This window comes from Bradyrhizobium liaoningense (assembly GCF_018130955.1).
GTDB classification, from domain to species: Bacteria; Pseudomonadota; Alphaproteobacteria; order Rhizobiales; family Xanthobacteraceae; genus Bradyrhizobium; species Bradyrhizobium liaoningense_C.
The window spans coordinates 1-20,112 of record NZ_JAFCJM010000077.1; the positions used below are offsets into that span (position 1 = coordinate 1).

Below are 20,112 nucleotides of genomic sequence, written 5' to 3' on the forward strand. Positions count from 1 at the left end.
CAGCCACAAAATGCTCCAGGCCAGATGGAACAACGACTTCCTTCTCTCGGTCCTGGCTCATATGCGATAGCCCTACCGCAAGCGGGGCGAGGTGAAGCAAGCGCCAGCGGCTCAAAACGACCCCGCAAGCTCCTTCGCGCCGGCTTTGCTGCTGTTAGAGTCCATCCGCTCATCCGTCACCGCGAGCAGCTTTGCCACCGTGTTGTGGCGGATCGCGACCGGGTTGCGCTCGTAGCCGCCGCGCTGGAAGAAGTTCGAGGTCGGCACCTGCTCGCGCATCGCCTGCGGCATCGTCACCATGTCGAGCCCGGTGCCGTCGCCGGTGAGGTTCATCATCTCGAGCTCGGCCGCCGAAAGCGGCCGCGTGTAGCCCTTGGCACGGGCGAACAGCACCGACGTGAGCAGCTTGTGGGTTTGCAGCATCGGCCCGACATCGATGTCGAGCACCATGGCGTGCATGGCCCAGCCCTGCGCGGTGTTGCCGATTTTCTCGTGCTCCGACCAGGTGTCGGGCACCGACTTCGCATGCGCGACCATTTTCTTCAGCACACCGAGCTTGTGCTCGAGCGACTGACGCGCCGGACCCGAGGTCTTCGCCACCTTCTCGGACAGCGCACGGATGAATTCGTGACCCTGTTCGGCCAAGAGCTCGACGCTGTTGGTCGTCAGCAACTGGTTGTAGCCCATCGCGGTCGAGATCGCGCGCCGGCCGCCATGCTCGATTCCCGCCTGCACGTCGAACGTGCCGGTGCCGCCGGTCTCGAACGAATAGACCCGCACGGCCTGTTCGCGCGTCAGCCCTGAAGCGAGCGCGTAGCGCGCATAGGCGCGTTTGAACTCGACCTCGGTGCTCGGGCGCTGCGGCGTGAACTGGTAGAGCTCCTGCGCCGCGCGCAGCAAATCGGACACCACGGGGATCGGCTTCCGAACCGGGCGCTCCGGCTCTTCCTCCGGCTCGGGGTTCACCGGCCGCTTCGGACCGTTGTAGAGCGGCGGATGTGTCAGCACGTAATCGTCGAGCGTGACCTGCTGGCCGGCACGCCGCTTGGCGTTGCGGGTTTTCCGCTTCTCCGAGATCTGGCTCCAATAGGCGCCGGCCTCCTCGTCGAAGGCCGCGCGCGCCTCCTGATACTCCTTCAGCTTGCGGCGATATTCGAGCACGGCCGGCGACGCGCCGCTCTGCGCAAAAAACTGTGACAGCAGCTGGGCCTTGGCATTGCTGACGGCGTGCGGGGGCCCGAGCAAAACGAGCGCAAGTGGAACCAGCCTCAGGCCATGTCGAATCGAAGGATGCATGCCGCCCTTGTAGCAAGCATCCGGTAACCGTCACGTTAACGTGCCGTTTACCATCGTCACTTCCAGGCAAAGACCGGCTGTTCCAGCTCGCTGACGCGGGTCGCGCGCCCGGCCAGCACCTCGCGGAACTGGTAGATCAGGGCCGCGGTCGGGGCGTGGATCAGGCTGCCCCCGAGATGGAAGCGGATCATTCGCCGCGCGCTTTCGGGGATCGCGATGAAGTCGAAGGCATCCTCGCGCTCGATCGTGTCCAGGCCGATGCGGTGAACGGAGGCGACCTCCTGCGGATTCGGCACGATCGCCGTGCTAGCTTCGGCCCAGACCACGACCGGCGTGATCAGATAGCCGGAGCGGGTCGGATAATCGTCGAGCGTGCCGAGCACCGCATCCCCGGCAAGCTTCACGCCGAGCTCCTCGTCGAGCTCGCGCAGCGCCGCCTCGACCGGCGTCTCGCCCTCGTCGCAGCGCCCGCCGGGCAGCGCCCATTGGCCACGATGCGCGCGCAGGCTTGACGCACGTAGCGTCAGCAGGAACGCGGTGTCGCCCTCCCCTGACGCCGTGAGCGCGACCGCGACGGCCGCACGCTTCAGCGCCTGCGGCCGCGCGGCATCCGGCGCGCGCGTAAAGGTCGCGCAAGCGTTGGCGATATTCCGTCTGGTGGCATCGTCGAACGGTCTCATCCTGCTTGACTACACCAGCTCGGCGCTTGATGAAATGAGCCGAAATGTGCGCTGACAGACGGACCCGGACATGATCGACAAGGCCGCCGCGAAACTGAAGCACGACGGCTGGACCATCGTCGACACCAGCGGCTTCATGCATCTGATCGGCCCGCTCTGGGAGCGCAAGGTCGACGGCCACCACGAATTCGCGCTGGCGACGCAGGACAAGCATCACAACCGCCGCGGCATGGTGCAGGGCGGCGTCATGATGACGTTCGCAGATCGGACCTGCGGCATGACCGCCCGCTACGTCTCCGGCAAGGACTACATGGCGACGGTGCAGCTCGACACGCATTTCGTCGAGGCCGGCAAGATCGGCGACATCCTGATCTCCCGCCCCCGCGTGGTACGCTCGACGCGCAGCCTGATTTTCATGAGCACCGAAGTCACCGTCGACGACCGTTGCGTCGTGATGGCCAACGGCGTGTTCAAGATCTTGAAGGGGCCGGAGTAGGTTCAGGCTGTCATCCACGCCCACCGCTGTCATTGCCCGCGAAAGCGGGCAATCCAGTACGTCGCGGCCTCTCCATTGACCCACAGCTGTCTCGGAGTACTGGATCGCCCGATCAAGTAGGACGATGACAGTTGAGCGTGTCGCAAGCAGTTTGCCCACCCCGTCATTGCGAGCGCAGCGAAGCAATCCAGAGTCATTCCGCGGGAAGCATTGCTGGATTGCTTCGCTGCGCTCGCAATGACGGAACTGGGCGGCTATGCTCCGCCACAACAACAATTGAGGACCCGCCCATGCAATACCGCCAGCTCGGCCGCAGTGGCCTAAGAGTGTCGCAGATCTGCCTTGGCACCATGATGTTCGGCGGACCGACCGATGAGGCGACGTCCGCGCGGATCATTGCGAAAGCGCGCGAGGCCGGGGTCAATTTCATCGACACGGCGGATGCATATTCGAAGGGTGCCTCCGAGGAAGTCGTCGGCCGCGCCATCGCCGACAACCGCCAGGCCTGGGTGCTCGCGACAAAACTCGCCAACCCCATGGGAGACGATCCCAATCGCGGCGGGCTGTCGCGGCGCTGGGTGTTGCAGGCGGCGGATGAAAGCCTCAAGCGGCTCGGGACCGACGCCATCGACATCTACTATCTGCACAAGGAGGACCACGCGACGCCGCTGGAGGAGACGGTGCGCGCGATGGGCGACCTGATCCGCGCCGGCAAGGTGCGCTATTTCGGCGTTTCGAACTACCGCGCCTGGCGCGTCGCAGAGATCTGCAACATCTGCGATCGCCTTGGCATCGACCGGCCCGTGGTGAGCCAGCCCTATTACAACGCCATGAACCGCATGCCCGAGGTCGAGCACTTTCCGGCCTGCGGCTATTACGGGCTCGGCATCGTGCCCTACAGCCCGCTGGCGCGTGGCGTGCTCACCGGAAAGTACCGCCCGGATGCGCCGCCGGACAAGGAGACGCGCGCGGGGCGCAACGACACGCGCATGATGCAGACGGAGTGGCGCCCGGAATCGCTGGCGCTTGCGCAGGAGATCAAGGCTCACGCGGAGAAGCGCGGCATCACCGCCGGACAATTCGCAGTCTCCTGGGTGCTGAATTCGTCTTTCGTCACATCGATCATCGCCGGCCCGCGCACCGAAGCGCAATGGGACGATTACATCAGCGCGCTCGACTATCGCTTCACCGCCGAGGACGAAGCGCTGATCGACCGCCTGGTGACACCGGGCCATCCATCGACGCCGGGCTACAACGATCCGGCCTATCCGATCGAAGGCCGCCGCGCGCGGACGGCGTGATGAGGAGGCGACGATGGCGCACGAGGACCGCCACGGATTTTTGATTTCGACATCGTCGGCCGAGGCAGCGTCGGCCTATCGCAAGGGCGTCGACCTGATGCTCGCCGGCTGGACCGGCGCGGCTGAGACGCTGGAGCGCGCGATCGGCGCCGATCCCGATTTTGCGTTGCCGCACATCGCCCGCGCGCGGCTGCATTCGTTCTACCAGCAGGGCGATCTCGCACGGAAGAAAACCACGACGGCGCGCGAACTCGCCGGCAGGCGCGGCAACGAGCGCGAGCGGTCGCATGTCGAGGCGCTGGCGCTCGCCGTCGAGGGCCGGTTGCCCGAGGCGCTCGCCGCCGCGCTGAGCCACATCGAGACATGGCCGCGCGATGCACTGGTCATGGCGATGCCGCTCGGCGCGTTCGGCCTGTTTGCGTTTTCCGGCATGGCCGATCACGACCGGGCGCGGCAGGATTTTTGCGAGCGCGTCGCGCATCATTACGGCGAGGACTGGTGGTTCCTCACCTTCCACGGCTGGTCGCTGACCGAGAACGGCAATGTCGCGCGCGGCCGCGCCATCACCGAGCGCGGGTTTGGCCTGCGGCGCGAGAACGCGCATGCCGCGCACGCCGTGCTGCACGCGATGTTCGAGGACGGCTCGATCGACGCCGCCGACCGCCTCATCGACGAATGGATCCCTTCTTACGACCGTGCCGGCATTTGCACGGCCACATCCGCTGGCATCAGGCGCTCGGCGCGCTCGAGCATGGCGATGCCGCGCGTGCACTCGCGATCTATGCCGACGTGCTTCAGCCGGCGGCGACGCAAGCGCCGCCACTCAACGCCATCACCGACGGCGCCTCGCTGTTGTGGCGACTCGGAGCGTACGGCCATGCCGTGCCGAACGAGCTGTGGACCAAGGCCGACGCTGCCGCGCAAAAACTGTTTCCGAAGGCGGGCCTGCCCTTTGCCGACGTCCACATGGCACTGTTCGCGGCCGCGACGCAAAATCAGGAGGCGCTGGCCGCGCGGCTCGCCGTGATCGAGCAGCGTGTGGCCGAAGGCAAGCTGCCGGCCGGTCCCGTGGTGCCGGCGATCTGCCGGGCGATGCGGGACTTTGCCGACGAGGATTTTGCGGCTTGCGTGCGCGCGCTCGAACCCGCCCTCACCGAGGTCGTGCGCATCGGCGGCAGCCATGCCCAGCGCGAGCTGATCGAGGACACGTTTATCGTTGCGCTGATGCGCAGCGGCGAGCTGGCACGCGCCCGCGCGCTGCTCGACACCCGCCTCCACCGCCGACCCTCCCTGCGCGATGCGCGCTGGCAGGCGGCATCGGCCTGAGGCAGGATGGACCAAACAAAGCCGGGGGGACATCCATGACCGAAGTCGTCGCGCTGGAGGCGCTCGTTTCCCGCATCGCACCGGGGCAGTCGCTGGCCGTGCCGGTCGATCGCTCCGGCGTCGCGATGGCGGCGACCGCGGCCATGATCGAGGCCGGCATCGACAATCTTCACCTGGTCTGTGTCCCCATCAGCGGCCTACAGGCCGATCTCCTGATCGGCGCGGGCGCGGTGGCAACGCTCGAGACCAGCGCGATCTCGCTCGGCGAAGCCGGCGGCGCGCCGCGCTTCGGCGCCGCGGTGAAGGCAGGCTCGTTCCGCTTGCGCGATGCCACCTGCCCGGCGATTCACGCCGGCCTCCTGGCCGCGCAGCACGGCGTGCCCTTCATGCCGATCGCCGGCATCATCGGCAGCGACCTGCTCGAGGTGCGCCCCGACTGGAAGGTGATCGACAGCCCGGTCGGCAACAGTGGCAAGGTCGTGGTCGTGCCGGCGATCAAGCCCGATGTCGCGCTGTTCCATGCGCCGGAGGCCGATCGCGACGGCAACATCCGGATCGGCCGCTTCCGCGAGCTCGCCACCATGGCCTATGCGGCAAAGCGAACGCTGGTCACCGTCGAGCGCATCGTCGACCGCAATCTGCTGGCAACGGAAGACTCCGCCGCCGGCGTGCTGCCTTCGCTCTATGTCGATGCGATCGCTGTCGCCGAACGCGGTGCCTGGCCGCTCGCTTTATGGGACGAGTATCCCGCCGACGAAACCGAGATCGCGCGCTACACCGCGATGGCACGTAGCGATGACGGTTTTCGCGCTTATCTCTCGACCTTCCTCTCCCGCCGCAAGCAGGTGGCGTGAGGCATGTCATCCGACCGCGAGCGCCGCGAAATCCTCATCACGACCATTGCCGATCTCCTCGACGGCGTCAGGCATGTCGCAGTCGGCGCCTCCTCGCCGATCCCCGCCGCCGGCGCCATGCTGCTGCGCGCACGCCAGAAGCGCGACGGCAAGCCGCCGGTGCGAATCTCCATTCTCGGATCGCAAGCGCACAACTTCTTCACCAATGGCGGGATCGAGCTATTCGACTGCGCAGCGCAAGGCCGCGTCGACGCCTTCTTCCTCGGCGGCGGTCAGATCGACGGCCACGGCAACATCAACCTCGTCGGCACCGGCGACTATCCACGCACCGACGTGCGATGGCCCGGCTCGTTCGGCTCGGCCTACCTCTATCACCTGATCCCGCGCGTGATCCTGTTTCGCGAGGAGCATTCGCCGCGCGTGTTCGTGCCAAAAGTCGATTTCGTCAGCGCCAGGGCGATCACGCCGGAGGTGGCCCGTCGCGGCGGCCCCTATGCGCTCCTGACCAACATGGCGCTGTTCGATTTCGACCGCGAGGCGGGCGGCTTCTCGCTGCGCTCCGTCCATCCAGCGTACACCCCGGCCGACATCCGGGAGAACACCGGCTTCGCCTATGCGGAGCCGGAGGTCGTGCGGGAGACGCCGCGCCCGGATGCCGCAACGCTGGCGCTGCTGCGCGGACAAATTTTGGACGAGTTGGCCGAGACCTATCCGGCTTTTGCCCGCGCCATGAAGCAGGCCGCCTAGATTCGAAGTGCGCGCGAGGTCGCCTCTAGGAGCCGCCCAGCCGCTGCCGCGCAGCACTCGTGTCGGGGACGGCGGCGGAGACACCGGCTTTGCCCAGACCAAACGCCGGCATGCCGCTATAGATCGCCTCGTAATCGCCGGCCCGGACCCGATAGGTTTCGTGCCAGATGCCGACGTCGCCGCGCGTCTCCTTCATGCGCCTGTTGAAATCGACCCAGGCCGGCCAGTGCAACGCGTCGCGATTCCTGGCGTAACGTTCCAGATGATCGAAGCTGCGCCAATATTGCACGATGATCTTGCTGAGCCCGGTGTGGCCGAGAAAGCCAACCTCCGGCGGTGCTGCTTCGAGCTCCTTCAGCATTTTCGGCATGGCGCGGGCCACCGGCAGCCACTTGTGGACTGCCCAAGGCTTGTTGATGCGCATGCCAATGAGGAAGACCACGAAGTCGCCCTCGATCCGACCGGTCACGCGGCTGGGGATGATTTCGGTCATGGGACGCCCTCAATGGCCGGAAAAGACTGCCGGACCGTGCCCGCAGCGACAAGCCCTGCCACGAAAAAAACACGCCCCTCGCCACAAGTGCGCAGCGGGACAGGATGTGGCGATCTGGCGAATCGCCGGAGCGGTGGACGCGGTGGTATTTTAGGCAATGGGCTTCGCACGACAAACGGGATCGCAACCATTTGCAAGTTGGATGGTTGATGCACGGAGCTTTTCCGCCTCCAGATATCGCCGATCTGGCCCCATGATGCGCCTTTGCCGACCGATCCTGGCCGCAACCCTGATCGTGCTTGCGGGCCCCGCCTGGGCCGGCCCGGGCGACTCCACCTCCGCCAAGAATCCGCCGGCGCAGCAGAACGCCATCATCGACCTGCTCGCGCTGATGTCGGGCAAGTGCACGACGCTGAAGATCGCCGGGCGCGATTTCGCCTGCAAGGTGGTTGCCTACGCCCACGGCGACAAGGGCCGCGTCAACTTCGCCGTCGCCGTCGACGATCCCTCCGACGAGAACCACGTCGTTTCCTTCTCCGGCGAGAACGGCAAGCGCGCCGACGACAATTCCTACGAGCTGCCGATCGACCGCATGCTGCTCAACTCCAAGGACCGGCCCAAGGTGGACGGCCTGCCGGTGCCGGCGGAGCAGGCCTCGAAGGGCGTCTGCCGCCAGACCGGCAATTTCGCCGCCAGGAAGGTCTCGGACATCACCTGCTCGGCGACCGACAACGAGGGACGCAAATACGAGCTGCTGTTCGTCTCCGACGGCAGGCCCGCGAGCGTACGCCGCGTGCGCCAATCCGCACCGTCGATCCAGGATCCGTTCAAGTAAGGCAGCACGTGCCTCGACCGAAACGCCGTTGATCCGTCATCCTGAGGTGCGAGCCGTGCGATGCGTAGCATTGCGCGGGGAGCCTCGAAGGATGAACGGCCCGTATGTAGCCGGGCCGTCGCCCTTCGAGGCCTCCGCTACGCTCCGGCACCTCAGGGTGACGGTGAGAGATTTGGAGTTCTCATGACCCGCGATCGCCTCTTCCTGCTCAGCCCTGATTTCGCAGATCCTGCCTATCCCGGCCAGCGCTTCTATTGCTGGCACTGCGCGCTGATCGAGGGCGTGCTTGCTTCGTTCCCTGCACTCGCCGGATCGATCGACGTCGTGCGCGTTGCCTGGCCGCGACCGCGGCAGCCCGTCATCGATGTTGTCGGCGAGGAGAACCAGTCCCTGCCGCTGCTGGTGCTGGCGGACGGTGCAACATCGATGCACCAGACCGGCAGTCATCGGGGACGCGCCGTCATCGCGGACAAGGACGGCATTTTGGCCGCGCTCGCGGAACGGCATGGATTTCCTGTTCCCCATCCGTGAACGCTCCGCGTCAATACGACGCTGACATTGCGCACGAACGAAGCGGCGCATCGTCGCAGCACCGCGATTTTCCGCGAACATTCAGTCATCTGTCGATTTCTTAATCTGCATCGCCGGAACGCGTGCGGCGCACGGTCGTTGTCGCCTCACATTCAACTGGAGTGACGAAATGAAGAATCTCGTTGTCGCGATGACCGTCGGTGCAGCGGTGTTTGCCGGTGGATCTGCGGCGAACGCCGCAAGCAACGTCAAGGCCAAGCCAGGCGTGCAAGCCAACCAATCGCAGGCCAACCGATCGACCGACATCAGCGCGCGCCACCGCCATCACCATTGGCGGCATCACGGCTATTATCGTCCGCACTATCGCAGCTACGGCTACTATCCGCGCTCCTATGGCTACTACCCGCGCTCCTACGGTTATTACGGCGGCGGGCCGTACGGCTACTACGGCGGCGGTCCCGGCGTGAGCTTCAGCTTCGGCTCCGGCGGCTATCGCTGGTAATCGAAAAGCCCGCAGCGATGCGGGCTTTTTTCTTGCGCTGCTCAAGCGTTTTCAAGCGAAGTGGATACCGGTTCGCGTCAAGAAAACGCGTCAAAAAAGAATTCAATCAAATCAGCAGCAGCGGCCGTTGCGCCATCGCCACATGGCGGATCAACTCCATGTCCTGGGCCTCGATCTCGAACAGGCCGAGGCGAAGCTGATAGCCCCAGTTCGGGTTGTCGCGCGTGAAGGCAAGACTGCCGAGCAGCGGCCGGATCGGCACCTCGGCAGCATCGCTCCAGGCGACGTCGCGGCGGAATGGCCGGAACCCTCCACCCATGTCGGCCTGGTACGGCGCCCCGGGCTTGACGACGCCGATTGCGGTGATGGCCTGGAGGCGATCCTTGCCGCCAAACGTTTCCACCGGCGAGTAATAGGCGACGTGATCGCCCGGCGAGATCCGGCGCAGCGGCCCGCCCTTGCCGTGGCAGACCTGCATGAAGCCGTTGCTACGTCCGATCCGGACATGCTCAGCCGAGGCGACGGCGATCCAGCTCTTTTGCATTGAAATCCTCCGCTTGCGCCCGACGGGGCGGACGCCGGAGGTCTAGCAGGGCCTGCTGCCAGATCCTGTCAGCAGTCGAGCGCCGCAGTCCCCCGCTCACTTGCGAACGCGAACATCCGACGGAGACGCGCCAAAGGCCCGACGAAAGGTTCGGTTGAAGTAGGAGATGTCGTTGAAGCCGGATCGATGTGCGATCTCGCTGATCGAGTGGCTTGCGAAGCTCGGATCCGTTAGCATCTTGTAGGCAAGCGAGAGCCGATGGTTTTGCACGAAATCCGTAAAGCTCGTTCCTTCGATCTCGAACAGTTTTTGGACATAGGATTTGGAGATTTTCTGTTTGGCGACGACCGATGCCAGGCTGAAACCCGGATTGTCTGCCTGGGCGTGAATGTGGGCCTTGATGGCCCGCATCCGGGCGGCTGCAACGCCTCGCCGGTTGGCTGCCTCGGCAGCATCTTCGGTCGCACCGAGCAACAGGGCCGCGAGATCGAGCATGTGCGTGACGACAGCCCGCCGCATCCCGGGACTGGCGAGCGTCTGCCTCTCATTGACGATGCCGAGATAATCCAGAAAGAACGACAACGCTGGATTGGATTTGTCGAGCGGCCGTCCCACCGCGTCATCGAAATTCCTGACCAGCGGCGCAATCAGCGTGCGGCTGATCCGCCAGTTGATCACGCGCCGCGTCGTATGGGTGGTCGCCGTCCCCGGCAATCCGTTCGTGGTGAGGAGCGCATCGCCCGGACGGAGAAGCGTCTCATGGCCGTTCTGCCGATGCGTCGCCGCACCATCGAGATTGAGCACGAATATCGGGTCGTCGCCATCGATCATCGACGCGGTATGATCGCAGAAGATCGGAGATGTCGTCGCCACCGCCACCGACATTCCAGGCAAGGCGCGCAGGCTCATGTCGATCTGCAGCGTCGTGTCGGGCAGCGGCTCGATATCCAGCTTGAGGATTTCCCGGCCGTAGATCTGGTGAAAGGCTTCCGTCCTCTCGCGCTTGGCAAATGCCGAGCTGGAAAGCTCCAACGCAATCAATTCGTCACCAGTCGCCAACGACTGCTCCATTCAAGGATGAATTGCCCGGCGTCCATTTTGTCGCCGGAAATCGCACTGCGTTCAAGGCTCCCGACCATCGGGTCCAATACGGATCGCCGGGGCGCCTCAACGCCGCCTGAGACGACCTTTGCGGCGGACCAGCGCGCCAGCGTCTGTGGCAAGGCGACCACAGTGAATGGCAATCGTCAGACTTGTGGTGATCCGTCCAAGACGGTGTGGCGTAGACTCCAAGCCGTAAGACCCTGCTCCCATTAGGCTCCTCGAAATATTCAAAGGCTTGGGTTGCAGAATTCCATGACCATCACCGGACGACTTGTTCTTATTGCATTCGGTCTTGCACTGACGGATGCGGCATCCGCCGCGGATATCCCGGTCAAGGCCCCCGCGTTTGCCCCGCCTCCCGTTGTCGACTGGAGCGGCGTCTATGCCGGCGTGCATGCCGGCTATGGCGGCGGCATGACGGACTGGACCCCCGGCGGACTCAATTATCCTGCCGCAGGCTTTCTGGGAGGCGGACAGATCGGCATCAACAAGCAGATCGCAAGCCTCGTGTTCGGCGTCGAGTTAGAGGGATCCTGGGCCAATATCGGTGGTTCTCAGAGACTCGTTGACGACGGCATTATCGGCGGCGCGACCACAGTGTCGGCCAATTCTCGAATCGAGGGAATGGCTACGTTCGCCGGGCGCGCCGGGCTTGCTGCCGACCGCTGGTTTGTCTTTGCCAAAGGCGGGCTGACCGGCGTCTGGGAGAAGCATTCGTTCGGCACGAGCGGGGTTGGCCTCCTCGACCAAAATGCGAGTAGCCGTGAGTTTCGAATAGCGCCGATGATCGGCTTCGGAGCCGAGTACGCGCTGGACGCCCATTGGTCCGTCAAGGCCGAGTACGACTACCTCCATTTCGGTTCGCGGACTGTACCGTTCAACGGTCTTGCCGGGTTCGGCGGTGTGGCGAATCTGGCGATCGCGCAGGACTCTGTCCACCTGGTCAAGCTTGGTGCGAACTACAGGCTCGGCCCGGTAGCGGTAGACTCGGCCTATCCGCCGGTCAAAGCCGCGCCCGGGACGAACTGGACCGGCGCCTTTGTGGGTGTGCAAGGCGGTTACGGCTTCGGCCGCATGGACCGCTCGAGCTTCATTGATCCGGCCGCCCCGGGAAGCGGCGTTTACGACCTGAAGGGCTGGCTGGGCGGCATCGACGGCGGTGTCAACGTGCAATCCGGTGTGCTCGTCTTCGGCGTCGAAGGCGAATGGATGTGGACGGGCCTGCGGGGCGGCCAGACTTTCACGACTCCCGATCCGTTCTTTGGCGGCACTGCGGTGACCACCTTGAACAGCAGGATCGACTGGCTAGCCATCGCCAGCGCCAAGGCCGGCTTCGTCGTCGGCGACCGGCTTCTCATCTACGGCAAGGGTGGTGTCGCAATCGCCAGCGAAAGGCACTCGGCGAACTCCCTCGAAACTTTCCTGCCTGCGCCCGGCAGCATCAGCTCGGCCACCAGCGGAACAGCCATCCATTCCGGTTTCGCCCTAGGCGCCGGCGCCGAATACGCGCTGGGTGGAAATTGGTCGATCAAGGGTGAGTACAACTACATCAAGATGATTGCACAGCAGGACACTGTAACCGGCGTCGTGACATTCAGCGGCGGCCCGACATCCAACATCGCACGTGGGTTCGACAGAGTGGGGCAGGATCTGCAGCTGTTCAAACTGGGCGTGAACTATCACCTCAATCCGCTGCCTGGAGCGGTGACCGCGCGCTACTGACGGCGCCACGCGGGAACGAACGGAATTACGCCCCATTAAGCCATCCCTGCCACAATGCGGGAATGAAGAACCTTGGCGTCCTCTGGGTGCTGCTTGCCTTGGCCGTTGTCGTGCTGGCGGCGGGCATTCCCTATTGGCGCCTGCCCTATGCCGAGATCAACCGCGGCCATTTTGCGGTGCTGCCTGGTGCGGCTTTCCTCGGCTTCCTGACGCTCATTCTGGTCGTGGCCGAGGTCGCGCGGGTCAAGCTCATCGCCGTGACCATGCTGCTCGCGGTGCCCCTGATCGACATCGTCTCGATCGCCAAGGACACCGCGGCCGACCCGACCTCGCACAATCTCTGGCCCTTCGAGCTCGTGATCGCCGCGCTCAGCGGCGCAGTCGTCGTGCTGCCCGCCGTGGGAATAGGACTGGCGGTGCGCTGGGCGATGGCGCGGATCAAGGTATAAGATGCTCTGCCTGCGCCACCATCGCGAGGCTCAGCCGACATCGGCCTTGTCGAGATCGGCAATGACGAGTTTCTGCATCTTCAGCATCGCCTGCATGACGCGATCCGCCCTGGTCCGGTCGGGATCGCTCAGATAACGGGTAAGCGCCTTGGGGATCACCTGCCACGACAGGCCGAACTTGTCCTTCAGCCAGCCGCAGCGCGATTCCTGGCCGCCGTCGGCGGTGAGCCGATTCCAGAAGTAATCCACCTCCTCCTGGGTCTCGACGCTGATGAAGAACGACACCGCCTCGGTGAACTTGTATTGCGGACCGCCATTCAGGGCGTTGAATTTTTGTCCCTCCAGCTCGAAGGCCGCCATGAAGTCGTTGACGACCTCGACCTTGGCGTTGGGAAACACCGATTTGTAGAAGGCAACCGCCTGCGGGACGTTATTGTCGAACCAGAGGAAGGGGGTAATCGAGGTCACGGCGGACTCCGTTTTGCGTGGGCCTGCCCGGAGGACGAACGGGCGGGCTGGCATCCGACAGGAAGCTCCCATTTATTTTCGCAAGCCCACCCTGGGGCGCAGAACGGGTTCGTAACGATGCCGCCCTCGACCCGCAGGGCGGTGCGACGAAACAGCCTGGTCCCCAATGGTATCTCATCGAGATACTAAGTCATTGAAAAACGTATCTCGGTGTGATACGTACAGCCCATGATCAGAAGCTTCAAGGGGAAGTTCGCTGAGCCTATCCTCCAGGGCCGCACGTCCCCGAAGGGTTTTCCGGCAAATCTCGCCAAGGTGGCGCGCCGGAAGCTGATCATGCTGGATTCCGCGGACTTTCTGGAGGCATTGAATTCCCCTCCCGGCAATCGCCTTGATAGGCTGAAGGGCGATTTGGCCGGTAAACACTCCATCCGCATCAACGATCAATGGCGGATCGTATTCACATGGACCAGTGCAGGCCCCGAAGACGTAGAGATAATGGACTATCACTAGCCAGACCGATCGAGTATGGCCGCCGAACAGGAGTTCGCACATGGCAAAGAAACTTCCGCCGGTTCATCCCGGCGAAATCCTGCGGGAAGAATTTCTCGTTCCGCTCAAGCTGACGCCTTACGCGGTCGCGGCCGCGCTACATGTGCCGCGCACCCGGATCGAGCGCATCGCGCGCGAGGAGAAGCCCGTTACAGCCGATACTGCGCTGCGGCTCGGCAAGTATTTCAAGACCGGGGCTGCGTTTTGGATGAACATCCAGGCGCGTTTCGATCTCGAAACGGCCGAAGACCTGCTCGCGCCGGAGATCAAGAAGATTGCGTCCTACGAGGCGGCGTGAAGCTTCCGTGCTATGAGCAGCCCAGGATCATCCTTGCCGCCTCTCGTCCGCTCGACAACGCCGCTTCGACCGTCCCCATGTCGGGGCCGCGATAGAGGGCTTCGCCGGCGAAGAGAACAGGACCATCGTGGCTTGAAAGCATCGCCTGCGCCTCGCGCGTCTGCGGCGTCGCATAGGTATAGGCGCCGCGGGCGAAGGGATCGTGCGCCCAGTTGATCGCCTCCGCCGCGACGAGATTTTGCGCGACCTCGCTTCGCGACAGGCCGAAGATGGCGGCGAGCGAGGCAAGCCCGGCGTCGATCAGCGCCGCGCGGTCGAGGCCGGCAAGGCCCGCCGTCTTCGGTCCGCCGAACCAGCCGGTGAGCACAGGATGCGCCGCCGGATACTGCGTCCACCACACCGGAATCGGCGCCTCCGACAGCAGGAAGGTGAGATCGGCGAGCTCCTTGTTTCGGTCGAGCCACCAGCGTGTCTCGAAGCGCAGCAAAAGCTTGATCACATTCCCGAAGCCGACATGCGCGGCAGCCGCGGCCTTCGCTCGCGCGGCCGGAGGAAGCGCGATCTCCTGCAGCAGCGGAACGGGCACCGTGACAACGGCGGCATCGCCGCGATGCACCTCGCCACTGCTGCAGCGGACGACAATGCCGCCATCTGCCTCCTCGATCGCGGAGACGATGCAGCCAAGGCGCATCGCGACGCCGTGGGCGTGGCATTGCTCAACCAGATACGTGACGAGCGCGCCGTAGCCGCCGACGATGCGCGTCTGCGCATGCAGTCCGCCGCTCAACCATTCGTCGCGCAGCGCCAGCGTCGAGGCGCGCTCGGGATCGGCCGCGTCATAACCTTCGACCATCCGCGCGATCGACTGCCGCATCCGCTCATATTGAGGCGCGGCAAAATGCCGGCGCAAGAATTCGGCGATGGTCAGATCGTCCGTCAACTCTGCCAGCGCGCGATGAAGCTCCGCCGCCTCATGCAAATCGTGGCGTGCCTCGCGCGAAAGTTCTCCGTCATCGAGGCTCCATTGCGTCCCCTGGATCACCTGCAACGAAAGCTGCGCCTCGGCCAGCAGAGCGCGCGTGACCCTGGCCTCGCCATGGACGAACTCGGCACCGCCTGCCGCACCATAGCCAAACGCGGACGTCGCAAGCGGATGGATGCGCCCGCCGCATCGCTCGCGCGCCTCCAGAATCGTCACCTTGCGGCCCGCGCTGGCGAGCTCGCGCGCCGCCATCAGACCGGCCGCGCCGGCGCCGACGATGACGATGTGGCTTGCACTCTTTCGCGACATGCTGGCGCTTTACCGGCTCGCCGCCGCAGGATCGTTCGTGATCAGATAACGCAGCAGCAGCGCGCCGCCGCCGAGCGGTGTCGTGCTTTCCAGCGTCATCGCCGTGACCGGCGCGCGCAGATCGCTCTCGGCGTCCGCCGAATCGAACACGATCGGCGCGCCCCTCGCGCCGTCCACGGCCGGACAGAGGATCAGATTGAGCTCGTCGACGAGGCCGGCGCGCAGGAACGCGCCATTGGCGGCACCGCCACCCTCGAGCAGCAGGCGCTTCACGCCAAGCTCGCGATTGAGAATTTCGAGCGTGAGCGCGAGATCGATCTCCGACTTGCCGGCAAAGATGTAGGACACGCCCTCGCCGCGCAGGCCTGCAAGATGCGCATCCGAAACGCTCTCGGTCAGCACCACGATGATCGGATCGCCGCCGATGTCCGAGCGGCCCCAGCCGATCTTGCCGTGCGCATCGAGCACAACGCCATAGGCTTTCGCATCGCGCCGCGCGAACCAGTTTTCGCGCGGGAACGTCTGGCTCGTCGAAGCCGGATACGGCTTGCCCTTGGCAAACTCCGATCCGGTCACGCGCCCGATCAGCCAGGCATCGCCGCCGAGCTCCTCATGCACCCGCTCGAACAGATCCGCCCCCGTCCCCTTCGGCCGCCAGCGGCTATGATGCGTGCGCCCATCGACGCTGGAAGCCATTAGGCAGGTGACGTGGGGTTTCATGCAATTCTCCGGGCCGCTTCTCAGGCTGACGTGGGGCTACCCAGCGGAGCAGGGGCCTCGCGGGTGAGCGGTCAGCAATATCATAAGCGGCAACGGAGGCTTCAGCTCACGTTTCACAACGCGAGCCGGCATTGCGGCCATGCGCGGATGGTATCCCCGAACTCGACGTCGCCCTCCCCGTCACGCCGCCGTCTGGCGGCGCTGCCGCGGGGCGTGACCCTGCCATGACAGGTCGGCCAGCGGCATGGGCTTGCTGAAGTAGAAGCCCTGGCCGAGCGGAATTCCGAGCGACTGGAGCTGCTTGACCTGTTGGGAGGTCTCGACGCCCTCGGCGACGATCGAGAGCTTCAACGTTTTCGCAAGCTGCACGATGGATTTCAGCACCGCGACGGTTTCGCTGCGATCGATCCTGTCGATGAAGGATTTGTCGATCTTGACCTTGTCGAACGGAAACGCCGTCAGATAGGACAACGACGAATAGCCGACACCGAAATCGTCAAGTGCAATGGAGACGCCGAGCGCCTTGAGGCGCTGAAGGGTCTTGAGGTTTTCCTGGGTGTCGGCGAGAAACACGCTCTCGGTGATTTCGAGCTCGAGCCGGGTCTGCGGAAGTCCGCTCTCGGCCAGCGCGAACGTCACGGCATCGACGAGGTTGGTGCTGGCAAATTGCAGGGCGGAGAGGTTGACTGCGACCTTGACATCGTCAGGCATGGTCATCGCATCCCGACACGCCATGGCCAGCACCTGATCGCCGAGCTCGACGATCAGTCCGCCGGCCTCCGCGACCGCAATGAACTCGGCCGGAGGAATGAAGCCCCTGGTGCCGTGATGCCAGCGCGCCAGGGCCTCGACCGATTTCACGCAGCCTGTGCCGAGCTCGATCACGGGCTGATAGAACACCTCGATCTCCTCGCGCCAGATCGCCTCGCGAAGCTCGATCTCGAGCACGTTGCGCTGATCCGCTTCAGCCTTGAGCTCCGCCGAGTAGATATGGAAGCAGTTTCGGCCGGCATTCTTCGACTTGTAGAGCGCGAGATCGGCATTGCGAAGGATCTCATCGACCCGCGTGCCATGCTCCGGCACCACGGCGGCGCCGATGCTGCAGCCGATCACGACCGGGTGGTCGTCGATATGATAGGGCTCGGCGATGACCTGAACCAGCCGCGCCGCGAGGCTTGCAGCGCCCTCGTGCATCGAGAGCCGGCCCGGCGACACGATCACGGCAAACTCGTCGCCGCCGATCCGCGCCGCAGTATCGACGTCACGGATCTGCGTCTTGATCCGGCCGGCGACCTGCTTCAACAGCGCATCGCCGCATTGGTGGCCGAGCGCGTCATTGACGGACTTGAACTTGTCGAGATCCAGGAGCAGCACGGCGAACGGCGCCTCGTGCCGGAGCGATCCGGCGAGCGCTTCGTCGATGCGCTCCTTGAACAGATTGCGATTGGCAAGCCCCGTCAGGCCGTCGTAATGCGCCAATCTCTCGATCCGGTCCTCGGACGCCTTGCGTTCGGTGATGTCTTCATGCGTGGCGACCCAGCCACCGTCCTCGCGCCGTCCGTAGGAGATATAGACAACCCGCCCGTCGGGAAACTGCACGGTGTTCGACGTCTGCTCCGACTGGACGAGCCGGTTCTTCAAATCGACGAGGTAAGCCTCGACGTCGAGCACGGCAGTCTGTCTTGCAAACACCTCGCGAAAATCCATGCCGATGCGGATCTGCTCCGGCACAAGGCCATACAGTTCGAGCCATTGTCGATTGAACGCGATCAGGCGGTCGCGGCCGTCGAACATGCTCAGGCCCTGGGGAAGGTTCCTGAGTGCGTCTTCGAACTTGCTGGCAAAATCGTGCAGCTCGCGCTGGGCCCGATTGAGCGCCTTCTGACGCAGCCAGTGGAACATCGTCGCGGTCAGGATGATGAACGTGAGCAGCAACGCCCCGCCCAGATAGATCTTCTGCCTTGAATCGGAGCGTGAGTAGATCTCCTGCTCGGAAATGCCCACGGTGAAGACGAGCGGAAAGGCGCGCGACCGGCGCGCGGTGATCAACCTGTCGCTGCGGTTCGGTCGGTTCTCGTTCCAATATTGCGCATAGAAGCCGTCCCGCAGCTCGCCTTCGACGCGGTTCGGCCCACGCTGCCCCAGCACGGTGCCTTGGTCCACGCCGCGCGCAGCGAGTACGATATAGTCCGCATTTCTGAGAACCAGCGTTCCTCCGGCGCCGAGTTTTGCCGTATCGTAGAACCTGCCGACGACGTCGACGCTGATCGAGCCGACGACCACACCCACCGGATTCCTGGCGAGGTCGAACATCTTTCTTGCGATCTGGATGGTCCATTTGTTGGACGCCCGCCCCAACACCGGCTTCGCAACATAGAGGCGATCATCGGCTTGCGACACGACATTGGTGAAGTGCTCGCGATCGCCGAGATAGAGCGGCGGACCGGAATAGCCGGTGGTCGTATCCAACAGGTAGCCGTCCAGTCCGATCAGGGAGAACTGAACCACATCGCCGGTTGCGATACGGGCCCTGTCAGACCAGAGTTTGAGACTGAAGGTCAGCGGATCCTGGGCGTAAAGTGCGCGCACCACCAGCAACGACTGATCGACACGCTCGAAGATGCGTTCGGTGTTTTCCTCGAACAATTCGGCGACGCTGTCGCCATGCAGCCGGGCCTGAAGGACCGCATCCGTCCGCTCCGACGACGTGATCGCGAAGTACCCGATCCAGACCAGGGGCAGGAAGAACAATGCGATCTGCAGCGGGGCATTTCGCAGAATTGTCATCACGGCTTTGCGAACTGATCTTCCGGGAATCACGACGCGCGCCCCCGCATCGGCCGCAAGGGCAGAACAGTGCTCGCCGCGAAAGAGGGCATTGCCTAATCTCCGCCTCGTCGGGAACAGCCCAGCCGCAAGCGGGGCGCTACCGTCATCCCGGGTTGCAAGCTTAGGGACTACGGCCTTAAGTTTTAGTTGGGAGAAAGCTCAATTGTTAGATTTATTGCATCCGTATGATCACGGAGGCCGGTCGCTCTTGAGCAGCCTGGCGGTGTTAACCTGTCCGACAGCCGCATTTGTCGCCGCGCCGTTGTTCCGCGGGGCTTCTCACCAAGCGCGCGCAAGAACGATCGTGCCGGACAGGATGAGGATCACGCCCGCCGCCTGGCTCAGCCTTCGGCCGAACGGAAGCAGTTTCTCGCCGGCGACATAGAGCGCGATGCCGATGATCCACAGCAGATTCATCACACCGCTGACGAACAGCAATGCCATCAGAAACCAGCAGCAGCCGACGCAGTAGCTGCCGTGGCGAAGTCCCATGCCGAACGCTCCGCTTGTGCCGGGCCTCCAGTGCCGCGTGAGAAACAGCAGCGGGCTCTCGCAGTAGCGGAGGCAGGCACGTTTGAGCGGCGTGAACTGATAAAGCCCCGCGGCAACCAGAATGCCGCCGCCCAGAAACGCGCTGGTGCTTGCCATCGCCATCGACAGCAAGCCCAGGCGTTCGAGCGCCCATTGCGCCAGGACCGCAACGACACTGAACCCCGCCCATGTCACAAGGTAACCGGCGAGAAAGGTCCAGGCGTCGATCGCGGCGCGGGGTGCAGACTGCTGCTTGCGCTTGACCGTCGCATACAACAGGACGGTGGGCGCCGCACTCGGCGCCATCATCGCGATCATCATTACCCACCACATCACGAACAGCAGCGCGGCATAGAGCGGCGTCCACGGCATCGGCGCCATGTCCGGCATGTCAGCCATCATGTCGGTGTCCATGCCGGCGCCGCTGGCGAGATAGGCCCAGGCAAGCGCGGCCACCGTGGCGGTCCCGATCGCGACGATCAGGCGGTCGCGGTGGAGCAGGTGTTCCAGCACCAAGTGCCCGTGCATAGGCCTTCCCGAGGA

21 protein-coding genes and 1 pseudogene are annotated in these 20,112 nt (G+C 64.3%); 12 read left to right on the plus strand and 10 right to left on the minus strand.

Annotated elements, in window-relative coordinates; all coding sequences use genetic code 11:
* Window positions 1-111 precede the first annotated feature (111 nt).
* Window positions 112-1,296, minus strand: coding sequence for a hypothetical protein (locus tag JQ632_RS34705; protein ID WP_212407231.1), 1,185 nt, complete (start codon window positions 1,294-1,296; stop codon window positions 112-114).
* A gap of 56 nt (window positions 1,297-1,352) precedes the next feature.
* Window positions 1,353-1,976 (minus strand): CoA pyrophosphatase, encoded by a 624-nt coding sequence (locus JQ632_RS34710; protein WP_212407232.1) that lies wholly within the window; start codon window positions 1,974-1,976, stop codon window positions 1,353-1,355.
* A gap of 70 nt (window positions 1,977-2,046) precedes the next feature.
* Between JQ632_RS34710 and JQ632_RS34715 the strand changes: the two genes are divergently transcribed.
* From JQ632_RS34715 to JQ632_RS34735, 5 genes and pseudogenes are all read left to right on the plus strand, one after another.
* On the plus strand, window positions 2,047-2,472 hold the full coding sequence (locus tag JQ632_RS34715; RefSeq protein WP_212407233.1) for a PaaI family thioesterase: 426 nt from the start codon (window positions 2,047-2,049) through the stop codon (window positions 2,470-2,472).
* Window positions 2,473-2,762: 290 nt separating this feature from the next.
* On the plus strand, window positions 2,763-3,773 hold the full coding sequence (locus JQ632_RS34720; RefSeq protein ID WP_212407234.1) for an aldo/keto reductase: 1,011 nt from the start codon (window positions 2,763-2,765) through the stop codon (window positions 3,771-3,773).
* A gap of 13 nt (window positions 3,774-3,786) precedes the next feature.
* Window positions 3,787-5,099, plus strand: a pseudogene (locus tag JQ632_RS34725) (tetratricopeptide repeat protein).
* 35 nt (window positions 5,100-5,134) lie between these two features.
* Window positions 5,135-5,953 carry a CoA transferase subunit A gene (locus tag JQ632_RS34730; protein WP_212407235.1) on the plus strand — a complete coding sequence of 273 codons (819 nt, stop codon included), beginning with the start codon at window positions 5,135-5,137 and terminating at the stop codon, window positions 5,951-5,953.
* Between the two features lie 3 nt (window positions 5,954-5,956).
* Window positions 5,957-6,700 carry a CoA transferase gene (locus JQ632_RS34735; protein WP_212407236.1) on the plus strand — a complete coding sequence of 248 codons (744 nt, stop codon included), beginning with the start codon at window positions 5,957-5,959 and terminating at the stop codon, window positions 6,698-6,700.
* A 25-nt stretch (window positions 6,701-6,725) separates the two neighbouring features.
* Here JQ632_RS34735 and JQ632_RS34740 read toward each other — a convergent pair whose 3' ends face one another.
* The gene (locus JQ632_RS34740) at window positions 6,726-7,193 is read right to left on the minus strand and encodes a DUF4188 domain-containing protein (protein ID WP_212407237.1); all 468 of its coding nucleotides are present in this window, start codon (window positions 7,191-7,193) and stop codon (window positions 6,726-6,728) included.
* Window positions 7,194-7,449: 256 nt separating this feature from the next.
* Between JQ632_RS34740 and JQ632_RS34745 the strand changes: the two genes are divergently transcribed.
* The 3 genes from JQ632_RS34745 to JQ632_RS34755 all read left to right on the plus strand — a co-directional run bounded on the left by JQ632_RS34745 (window position 7,450) and on the right by JQ632_RS34755 (window position 9,061).
* A complete protein-coding gene (locus tag JQ632_RS34745; protein WP_212407259.1) occupies window positions 7,450-8,028 on the plus strand; it encodes a hypothetical protein in 579 nt (192 codons plus the stop codon).
* A 183-nt stretch (window positions 8,029-8,211) separates the two neighbouring features.
* Complete coding sequence (locus tag JQ632_RS34750) at window positions 8,212-8,559, plus strand: DUF3088 domain-containing protein (RefSeq protein ID WP_212407238.1); 348 nt, start codon at window positions 8,212-8,214, stop codon at window positions 8,557-8,559.
* A gap of 169 nt (window positions 8,560-8,728) precedes the next feature.
* Complete coding sequence (locus JQ632_RS34755; RefSeq protein WP_212407239.1) at window positions 8,729-9,061, plus strand: hypothetical protein; 333 nt, start codon at window positions 8,729-8,731, stop codon at window positions 9,059-9,061.
* A 106-nt stretch (window positions 9,062-9,167) separates the two neighbouring features.
* Here the strand turns inward: JQ632_RS34755 and JQ632_RS34760 are convergent, their stop codons facing one another.
* Both JQ632_RS34760 and JQ632_RS34765 read right to left on the minus strand, forming a co-directional pair.
* Window positions 9,168-9,605 carry an EVE domain-containing protein gene (locus JQ632_RS34760; protein ID WP_212407240.1) on the minus strand — a complete coding sequence of 146 codons (438 nt, stop codon included), beginning with the start codon at window positions 9,603-9,605 and terminating at the stop codon, window positions 9,168-9,170.
* Window positions 9,606-9,701: 96 nt separating this feature from the next.
* Entirely contained in the window at window positions 9,702-10,664 is a 963-nt protein-coding gene (locus JQ632_RS34765; RefSeq protein ID WP_212407241.1) for an AraC family transcriptional regulator, read from the minus strand.
* A 297-nt stretch (window positions 10,665-10,961) separates the two neighbouring features.
* Between JQ632_RS34765 and JQ632_RS34770 the strand changes: the two genes are divergently transcribed.
* Both JQ632_RS34770 and JQ632_RS34775 read left to right on the plus strand, forming a co-directional pair.
* The gene (locus tag JQ632_RS34770) at window positions 10,962-12,431 is read left to right on the plus strand and encodes an outer membrane protein (RefSeq protein ID WP_212407242.1); all 1,470 of its coding nucleotides are present in this window, start codon (window positions 10,962-10,964) and stop codon (window positions 12,429-12,431) included.
* A gap of 62 nt (window positions 12,432-12,493) precedes the next feature.
* Window positions 12,494-12,880, plus strand: coding sequence for a hypothetical protein (locus tag JQ632_RS34775; protein WP_212407243.1), 387 nt, complete (start codon window positions 12,494-12,496; stop codon window positions 12,878-12,880).
* A gap of 30 nt (window positions 12,881-12,910) precedes the next feature.
* Here JQ632_RS34775 and JQ632_RS34780 read toward each other — a convergent pair whose 3' ends face one another.
* Complete coding sequence (locus tag JQ632_RS34780) at window positions 12,911-13,348, minus strand: VOC family protein (protein WP_212407244.1); 438 nt, start codon at window positions 13,346-13,348, stop codon at window positions 12,911-12,913.
* A 228-nt stretch (window positions 13,349-13,576) separates the two neighbouring features.
* Here JQ632_RS34780 and JQ632_RS34785 point away from each other — a divergent pair, with 228 nt between their 5' ends.
* Both JQ632_RS34785 and JQ632_RS34790 read left to right on the plus strand, forming a co-directional pair.
* Window positions 13,577-13,861 carry a type II toxin-antitoxin system RelE/ParE family toxin gene (locus JQ632_RS34785; protein ID WP_212407245.1) on the plus strand — a complete coding sequence of 95 codons (285 nt, stop codon included), beginning with the start codon at window positions 13,577-13,579 and terminating at the stop codon, window positions 13,859-13,861.
* Between the two features lie 40 nt (window positions 13,862-13,901).
* The gene (locus tag JQ632_RS34790) at window positions 13,902-14,198 is read left to right on the plus strand and encodes a HigA family addiction module antitoxin (protein WP_212407246.1); all 297 of its coding nucleotides are present in this window, start codon (window positions 13,902-13,904) and stop codon (window positions 14,196-14,198) included.
* Between the two features lie 10 nt (window positions 14,199-14,208).
* Here the strand turns inward: JQ632_RS34790 and JQ632_RS34795 are convergent, their stop codons facing one another.
* From JQ632_RS34795 to JQ632_RS34810, 4 genes are all read right to left on the minus strand, one after another.
* Window positions 14,209-15,489 (minus strand): NAD(P)/FAD-dependent oxidoreductase, encoded by a 1,281-nt coding sequence (locus tag JQ632_RS34795; RefSeq protein WP_212407247.1) that lies wholly within the window; start codon window positions 15,487-15,489, stop codon window positions 14,209-14,211.
* A gap of 9 nt (window positions 15,490-15,498) precedes the next feature.
* Complete coding sequence (locus tag JQ632_RS34800; protein ID WP_212407248.1) at window positions 15,499-16,209, minus strand: RibD family protein; 711 nt, start codon at window positions 16,207-16,209, stop codon at window positions 15,499-15,501.
* Window positions 16,210-16,389: 180 nt separating this feature from the next.
* Entirely contained in the window at window positions 16,390-18,996 is a 2,607-nt protein-coding gene (locus JQ632_RS34805; protein ID WP_212407249.1) for an EAL domain-containing protein, read from the minus strand.
* Between the two features lie 321 nt (window positions 18,997-19,317).
* Window positions 19,318-20,097, minus strand: a complete 780-nt coding sequence (locus JQ632_RS34810; RefSeq protein WP_212407250.1) for a DUF2182 domain-containing protein — start codon at window positions 20,095-20,097, stop codon at window positions 19,318-19,320.
* Window positions 20,098-20,112: the final 15 nt, after the last annotated feature.